This window comes from Polaribacter sp., from assembly GCF_039939415.1.
Classification (GTDB): Bacteria; Bacteroidota; Bacteroidia; order Flavobacteriales; family Flavobacteriaceae; genus Polaribacter.
Window position 1 is genome coordinate 143194 of record NZ_JBDVJE010000080.1, and the last position, 8368, is coordinate 151561.

The 8368-nt window shown below is 30.2% G+C and carries 5 protein-coding genes and 1 tRNA gene; 1 reads left to right on the forward strand and 5 read right to left on the reverse strand.

Annotated features, from left to right (window positions below):
• Positions 1–118: 118 nt before the first annotated feature.
• The 5 genes from ABJG40_RS13710 to ABJG40_RS13730 all read right to left on the reverse strand — a co-directional run bounded on the left by ABJG40_RS13710 (position 119) and on the right by ABJG40_RS13730 (position 8016).
• Positions 119–2521 carry a helix-turn-helix domain-containing protein gene (locus ABJG40_RS13710; RefSeq protein WP_348025156.1) on the reverse strand — a complete coding sequence of 801 codons (2403 nt, stop codon included), beginning with the start codon at positions 2519–2521 and terminating at the stop codon, positions 119–121.
• Between the two features lie 61 nt (positions 2522–2582).
• Complete coding sequence (locus ABJG40_RS13715; protein ID WP_348025157.1) at positions 2583–2951, reverse strand: DUF2200 domain-containing protein; 369 nt, start codon at positions 2949–2951, stop codon at positions 2583–2585.
• Between the two features lie 68 nt (positions 2952–3019).
• Positions 3020–3604: a YiiX/YebB-like N1pC/P60 family cysteine hydrolase gene (locus tag ABJG40_RS13720; RefSeq protein ID WP_348025158.1), complete on the reverse strand. Its 585-nt coding sequence runs from the start codon at positions 3602–3604 to the stop codon at positions 3020–3022.
• A 336-nt stretch (positions 3605–3940) separates the two neighbouring features.
• Positions 3941–5158, reverse strand: a complete 1218-nt coding sequence (odhB, locus tag ABJG40_RS13725; protein ID WP_348025159.1) for a 2-oxoglutarate dehydrogenase complex dihydrolipoyllysine-residue succinyltransferase — start codon at positions 5156–5158, stop codon at positions 3941–3943.
• A gap of 125 nt (positions 5159–5283) precedes the next feature.
• Complete coding sequence (locus tag ABJG40_RS13730) at positions 5284–8016, reverse strand: 2-oxoglutarate dehydrogenase E1 component (RefSeq protein ID WP_348025160.1); 2733 nt, start codon at positions 8014–8016, stop codon at positions 5284–5286.
• A gap of 197 nt (positions 8017–8213) precedes the next feature.
• Between ABJG40_RS13730 and ABJG40_RS13735 the strand changes: the two genes are divergently transcribed.
• Positions 8214–8287, forward strand: a tRNA-Asn gene (locus ABJG40_RS13735).
• The last annotated feature ends 81 nt before the right edge of the window (positions 8288–8368 follow it).

Here is an 8368-nt window from a genome sequence, read left to right on the forward strand (position 1 = left end):
TCCTAAAATTAGAAGTGGGAAAATTGCTATGAAAAAGAAATGATAAGAAGTTTCTTATCATATATCTTTAGACGTCATTTTTTAATAAAACTTGCATTTTATTGTATTTTTTTTTGAATTATTTTTCCATAGACAATAAAACCATTCTTAACTCCATGTAAGTAAAAGAGTTATCTACTTTTTCTTTTAGTTCTGTTAGGTTTTTAAATTCCAATTCTTCTATTTGATTTATAAGTTTTTTATATTTTTTAAGTGGTATTAACTCTAAAATATCTACATCACCAGTAGGAATGTAACTTGCCAAATGACTTTCTATAGTTCCAGAAGTTAAACTACGTTCTTTAGCAATCTCTTTTATAGATAAACCCGATTTAAAGAGTTCTAAAGTAATTTGTTTGGTGGGTTTTTTATCTTCTTTTTTCTGTTCATTAAATTTATTAATTCCGTTTTCTTTGCAATATTGTTCTATCACTTTTAAAATTTCTTCTCCGTATTTTTTTACACGTATTTTTCCCATTCCAGAAATCTTTAAAAGTTCTTTTTCAGATCTTGGTAATGCATCACACATTGCATACAGTGTTTCTTGGGTAAAAATTTGAAAAGCTGGTATGTTTTCTGAAATTCGAATTTCATCACGTAATTCACGTAATTTTAAAGCTAATATTGGGTCTTTTCTTGTAGATAACTTTTTTTTCTTTTTAGGTGCCGATTTTTGTAAAACAGCATTTGCCCTCACTTTTAAATATTCTTGAACCTTAAAACCATTTGTCATTTTATTTAAAGCAAACGTTTTTTCTTCTAATTTTTCTTGAAGAGAATCGTATTGTTTAGAAAAATCTTTTTTAACGGTTTTGTTGTCTGAAGAAAATGAAACCTTAGATAAAGGTTGTAAAATATTTGTGATAGTTTGACCTAAAAAATAATCAACTGCCTTTGTAAAACGTTCTTGAATCTGAGAACTATTTTCAGGTAAGATATTATCCTCTGAGAGATTGTTTAACTGATTTTTAAATCCGTTAGCAACTTTCATTAATGCAACAACTCCATCATCTTTAATGGTTTGTAAATGATCAATTACATCACCTTTTATACTTGTCTGATTTTTATAAAAAATGTCAATCATTCTAGAAGTTGGATACAAAAACGATTGAAAATCGAATAATTCTGCAATTAAATTTAGTTGAAATTCTTTTTCAGATTTATTTAAAATACTTTCATCAGGATGATTTTCTTCTACACTTTCATTAAAAACACTTACAGTGGTATCATTAATAATTGCCCTACTTGTAATTGGTGTTTTTAAAACCAAACCTTCTAAAGAAGTACATCTACTTAAGGCAACATACGTTTGTCCGTGCGCAAAAGAAGCTTCTGCATCTATAATAGCTTTTTCAAAAGTTAAACCCTGACTTTTATGAATGGTAATTGCCCAAGCTAATCTTAGTGGAATTTGAGAAAAAGAACCAATTACGTCTTCTTTAATTTCTTTGGTTTCATCATTGATAGAATAATTTACATTGTCCCAATTTTCTCTTTCTGTAACAATTTCGTCAACTTCATTGGCACATTGAACAGTAACATTTTCTTTAGAAATATCAGTTACAATTCCTATTTTTCCATTAAAATATCTTTTTTCTGGGGAAGAATCATTTTTGATAAACATTACTTGAGCACCAATTTTTAATTCTAATTTTTGGTCATTAGGAAAAGCATTTTCATTGAATTTACCAGAAACTTCTGCTTCAAAAAAGTAGCTTCTGTTTTTGAGTTTATTCAATTCAGAATCATTGATGAGGTTCGCTCTTTTATTATGAGTTGTTAATGTAATATAACCATCATTTTTAGTAGGAGAGAAGGTAGGGTTGTAGCGTTCGTTTAAAATTTTTGTTGAAGTATCAGACAAGTTATCATTTCTGATTTCATTTAAAACTTTAATAAAATTTTCGTTTTTCTGACGATAAATATGCTTTAACTCTATAGAAACTACATTGGCTTCTTGAAAAGCTTTAGAACTAAAAAAATAAACGGTATTGTAATGTTGTTGTAGTAAACTCCATTCATTGGGTCTTACAACTGGCGCTAATTGTTGTAAATCTCCAATCATTAAAACTTGTGCTCCACCAAACACTTTATTTCTGTTTTTATAACGCCTCATAACTTGATCTATACCATCCAACAAATCTGCACGAACCATAGAAATCTCATCTATAATTACTAAATCTAAAGATTTTATAATATCTATTTTGGTTTTAGAAAATTTACGTTGTTGATTTGTATTTGTAATCTGATTTGGTAAAATAGGACCAAAAGGCATTTGAAAAAAAGAATGAATAGTTACACCCTTAGCGTTAATTGCAGCAACACCAGTTGGAGCAACAATTACCATTCTTTTTAAAGATTCTTTTTTAATTTGATGTAAAAAAGTAGTTTTACCTGTACCAGCTTTTCCTGTAATAAATAGATTTCTATCTGTTTTGTTAATAAAATTAAAGGCAAGTTCTAATTCAGGATTTTTTGGCATTGTAGCTTTTTATTGCAAGATAAAAAATAAATAAATTCAAAGAGAAAAATCTATCTAATTATTAAGAACGTAAAATTTTCTCCATTTTTCGTCCCTTGGCAAGTTCATCAATTAACTTTTCCATTTGTCGGCATTGTTTATAGATTTCAAATTCATCTTCTATTTCTTCTATTCGATAACCACAAACTACTCCTTTTATTAAATGTGCATTCGGATTTATTTTTGCTTGTTCAAAAAATGTTCTAAACGTTACTTTTTCATCTATAAGAGAATGTAGTTTTGCTTCGTCGAAACCTGTAAACCATTCTAATACTTGATGAAACTCTTCTTTAGTTCTTCCGTTTTTCTCTAGTCTATTCCAATAAAGTGGATAAATAGATCCAAAAATCATATTAGCAACTTTTTCATTTTTTTCTGGTGTAACCTTCATTTTTCAAGAATTTAAAATTGATTTAAAGTTAATAGGTTTCTGTATTGTTTTATAATAAATATTTCTTTTTACTCTTTTTCATAATCATATATAAATATTATATGTGGACTGCTCGCCATTAAATTAGGGTTTGTACCTTCAATACCTTCTGGTATTGGTTGGTTGCGCGTTTTGTAATAATTTACCCAACTTTGCATTGGTTTTCCTAAACTATCATTAAAAGTCATTGGGTGAGTTGGAAAAGGAATAGCGTTTTTAGACAAATCTTGAGAAGAAAACATTTTGTAAACTAATTCAGAGCAATAATAAGAACTATCATCCCATAAAAAAATCTCATCATAAGGTGTGTCAATTCTTTCTAAACCATATTTAATTGCTTTAGAAATATAAGGTTGATAAACGCTATCTAATCTTGCAACAGTAGTTAGCGATTTATCTTGCTTATTTTTATTTCGATTTAAAAATTTATTTATTGGTGTTTTACTAATTCCTTCTTTAGGTATTGCTTCTAGTACAAACCATTTTCCATCTTCTTTCATTGCTATTCCAATATGAGAATAGTTTTTGGCTAAAGAAGTTGCTGTAACATCTTTTATGGCATTATCAATTTCTCCTGTTCCTGTATTTTGAAACAGTAAATCTCCTTGTTTCATTTTAAAATCAGTGTTCTTTTTGGTGTTATTACAGCTGAATAAAACAAAAGAGAGTAGGAGTAATATATAAGTTTGTTTTATGATTTTATTCATAATGATTACGCTTTTAATTTTTGGAAAGATAAAGTTTTTTATAAACTAGTTAACAGCGTTCGTTTTTTTTGTTGATATGATTTAGTAAAAGGAAATTTGTTAGCAAACAAGTTTAGCCCTGATTGAAACGACATCCTTTTTTATTTTTCATAAAAAAGATATAGTGGAAAGCAGGAAATAGCTTCAAAAAAAATCCCAAGCAAAAGCTCAGGATTTTAAATATTTATAGGGCAACAATGTTGCTTACATTTCTAATGCTTTTGTAGGGTTGTTATCCATTAATAATTCTACTGGATTTTCTAAAGCCTCTTTAACAGCAACTAAGAAACCTACAGATTCTCTACCATCTACAATTCTGTGATCGTAAGAAAGCGCAACGTACATAATTGGCTGAATTACAATACCACCATTTACTGCCATTGGTCTGTTAACTATATTGTGCATACCTAAAATACCACTTTGTGGAGGGTTTATAATAGGAGTAGATAACATAGAACCAAATACACCACCATTGGTAATTGTAAAAGTTCCACCTGTCATTTCATCAATAGTAATTTGTCCATCTCTAGCGCGAATTGCTAAACGTTTTACTTCGCTTTCTACACCTCTAAAAGACAAGTTTTCTGCATTTCTAATTACAGGTACCATTAAACCTTTTGGTCCAGAAACTGCAATAGAAATATCTTGAAAATCGTGTTTTATTTGAAAATCTCCATCAATCATAGAATTCACATCTGGAAACAATTTTAAAGCTCTAACAACAGCTAACGTAAAGAAAGACATAAACCCTAAACCAACTCCGTGTTTCGCTTTAAAGTCTTCTTTAAATTGTTTACGTAAATCAAAAATTGGTTGCATGTTTACTTCGTTAAAAGTAGTTAACATGGCAGTTTCATTTTTAACAGTAACTAAACGTTGTGCAACTTTTCTACGTAACATAGACATTTTTTTACGCTCTGTTCCTCTAGAACCGTTTGCGGGTTGAGTTCCCATAGAAGGTACCGCTTTTACAGCATCCTCTTTAGTAATTCTACCTTCTTTTCCTGTTCCTTTTACAGATGCAGCATCAATTCCTTTTTCTGCTAATACTTTTTTAGCTGCAGGAGAAGCTGTACCAGTTGCATAGGTGGTTGTTGGTTGTTGGTTGTTGGTTACTGGTTCTGCAACTTCAACTGAAGACTGCGACTGTTCACTGCTAACTGAACTTCCTTCTGGTTTTGCAGCATCCATATCAATTAAACAAACTACAGCACCCACTTCTACAGCATCACCTTCTTCAGCTTTTAAAGTAATAATTCCACTTTCTTCAGCAGGCAATTCTAAGGTTGCTTTATCAGAATCTACTTCTGCAATTGGTTGGTCTTTTTCTACATAATCTCCATCTTCAACTAACCACGTTGCAATTTCTACTTCTGTAATCGATTCTCCTGGTGAAGGAACTTTCATTTCTAAAACACTCATGTTTTTTTTATTTTTTGTTTAATCTGAAATTCTTTATTTTATTTGGGCGTTTAAACAGGCTTTCCACTATATCTTTTTTTTCATTTTAATCAAAAAAAGGATGCCGTTTCAATCCTTAACGCGTTTTACTCGTTACTAAAAACACTATCAATTACTGCTTGATGTCTTTTCTTAAATCTTGTGCTAGAACCTGCAGCAGGTACAGCATAATATTTACGAGAACGAACATTTAATTTAACTAAATCTAATCGTTCTAACATAAAACTCCAAGCACCCATGTTTCTAGGTTCTTCTTGTGCCCAAATGTATTTTGTAACATTTGGATATTTATCTATTACTTGTTGTAATTTTTCTAAATGTAAAGGGAACAATTGCTCTATTCTAACCAAAGCAACATCTTCTCTTTTATTTTCTTCTCTTTCTGCTAATAAATCATAATAGAATTTACCCATACAGAAAACCAATTTTTTTACTCCTTTTGGGTTTAAAGTATCATCTATAACTTCTTGGAATTCTCCATTTGCTAATTCTTCTATAGAATTAACTGCTTTTGGATGACGTAATAAACTCTTTGGTGTAAATACAATTAATGGCTTTCTATACTGACGTTTCATTTGTCTACGTAACAAATGATAGAAGTTAGCTGGTGTTGTACAGTTAGCAACTGTCATGTTATCTGTTGCACATAATTGTAAATAACGTTCTATTCTTGCAGATGAATGCTCAGAACCTTGTCCTTCATAACCATGAGGTAATAAAACAACAATACCGTTTTGCATTTTCCATTTGTCTTCTGCAGCAGAAATATACTGGTCAAACATAATTTGTGCTCCGTTAGAAAAATCTCCAAACTGAGCTTCCCAAATTGTTAGTGTATTTGGATTTGCCATGGCATAACCATAATCAAAACCAAGCACCCCATATTCAGACAATAACGAGTTAAAAATCGTCATTTGTCCTTTGTTGTTTGGGTTTGTATTTAATAAGTTAATTCTTTCTTCTGTAATTTCATCACGTAAAATAGCATGTCTATGAGAAAAAGTTCCTCTTTCAACATCTTGTCCAGAAATACGAACATTATAGCCTTCTTCCATTAAAGAACCATAGGCAAGGTTTTCTGCCATTCCCCAATCTAATTGATTGGTTTCAAAAGCCATTTTTGTTCTTGCATTTAAAATACGTTCTGCTTTTCTAACAAATTTTACATTTTCTGGAACTGTAGAAACAACTTTTGCGATATTTTTTAATTTATCTAAATCGTATTTTGTGTCTTCAGTCAATAACATAGTATCTAACTTCTGACGCTCAAAACCATCCCAAGTAGATTGCATGAATTCTCTTACCTTAGAAGTTTTTACTTTCTTAGCTGCTTCAAATTCTTTTTCAAGCATTTCTTTAAACTCAGTAGTAATTTCATTTAGGTAAGTATCATCAATAGATTTTTCTGCAAGTAATTGTTTTGCATAAATATCTTTTGGATTTGAGTGTTTAGATATTGCTTTGTATAATTTAGGCTGTGTAAAACGTGGTTCATCACCTTCATTATGTCCGTATTTACGGTAACCTAATAAATCTATAAAAACATCTGCTTCAAAACGCATTCTAAACTCTAATGCCATTTCCATTGCATGACAAACAGCTTCTGTATCATCTGCATTTACGTGTAATACAGGAGATAAAGTTACTTTACCAACATCTGTACAATACGTACTTGAACGAGCATCTAAGTAATTCGTTGTAAAACCAATTTGATTGTTAACAACAATATGGATTGTTCCACCAGTTTTATAGCCATTTAATTTAGCCATTTGTACAATTTCATATGCAATCCCTTGACCAGCAATTGCTGCGTCACCATGAATTACTATTGGTAAAATCTTGCTAGAATCACCATTATATTTTCTGTCTATTTTTGCTCTTGTAATTCCTTCAGCAACAGCGGCAACAGTTTCTAAATGAGATGGATTTGGAACTAAGTTCATTTTAATTTCATTACCATCTCTATACGTTTTACTTAACGTTAAACCTAAATGGTATTTTACATCTCCATCTATATTTTGATCTTCAAAATCTTTTCCTTCAAATTCACTAAAAAGATCTCTTACTGGTTTTTTAAAGATATTAACAAGTGTGTTTAAACGCCCTCTGTGAGCCATTCCTAAGACACATTCCTTAACACCAAATTTTTCTGCTGCATCTCTTAAAACAACGCTAATACCAGGTATTAAAGCTTCACCACCTTCTAAAGAAAAACGTTTTTGACCAACATATTTTGTTTGTAAAAAGCTTTCAAAAGTTACTGCTTGATTTAATTTACCTAAAATATATTTTTTGGCTTCACCGCTATATTTTGGATGATTATCGTTTTCATTAATACGATTTTGCCACCATTTTAATTTTTCTGGATTACGAACATACATATATTCAACCCCAATAGAATCGCAATAAATACTTTGTAAATGTTTAAGTATTTTCGAAAGCTTTACTTTTCCTAATCCTAAAACTTCTCCAGCCGAAAATTCTTTATCTAAATCGTTTTCGGTTAAACCGAAATTTTGGATATCTAAATTAGGTTCATATTGTCTTCTTTCCCTAACCGGATTTGTCTTTGTAAATAAATGTCCACGAGTCCTGTATCCGTTAATTAAGTCAACAACAAGAAATTCTTTTCTAACTTCTTGAGGTATTTCTACAGAAGTATCTTCTTCTTTTAATGAATAATTTTCATTTGCTAAATCGTATCCTTGAAAAAAACTTCTCCAACTTGGTTCTACCGTATCTGGGTTAACCAAATATTTATCATATAAGTCAGCTATAAAGCCTGTATGCGCTGCGTTTAAAAACGAAAATTTATCCATATTATAGTTTCTACTCTTTTTGTAAGCTATCTAGGTGAACAAAAATACGATATTTGTCATAAAGCCTAATTTATTTACTTGAATTTATACAAAATTTTTTTTTTTGTTTTTTTTTAATTTTTTTTTAAAAAGTGTTTGTGTATATTCTAAAAAGATATATATTTGCACTCGCAAAACACAAACACTGTGTCGCAAACTCCTCCTTAGCTCAGTTGGTTAGAGCATCTGACTGTTAATCAGAGGGTCCTAGGTTCGAGTCCTAGAGGGGGAGCAAAAAGCCTTATCATTTATGATAAGGCTTTTTTTATACTTATAGTTTTTTTCTTATTTAAAGATAAAATAATTGATTTAC

Bases quoted from the DNA above. Each gene is read 5' to 3' on its own strand.
- ABJG40_RS13730 (WP_348025160.1), bottom strand. From the start codon at position 8,016: ATGGATAAATTTTCGTTTTTAAACGCAGCGCATACAGGCTTTATAGCT.
- ABJG40_RS13715 (WP_348025157.1), bottom strand. From the start codon at position 2,951: ATGAAGGTTACACCAGAAAAAAATGAAAAAGTTGCTAATATGATTTTT.
- ABJG40_RS13720 (WP_348025158.1), bottom strand. From the start codon at position 3,604: ATGAAACAAGGAGATTTACTGTTTCAAAATACAGGAACAGGAGAAATT.
- odhB (WP_348025159.1), bottom strand. From the start codon at position 5,158: ATGAGTGTTTTAGAAATGAAAGTTCCTTCACCAGGAGAATCGATTACA.
- ABJG40_RS13710 (WP_348025156.1), bottom strand. From the start codon at position 2,521: ATGCCAAAAAATCCTGAATTAGAACTTGCCTTTAATTTTATTAACAAA.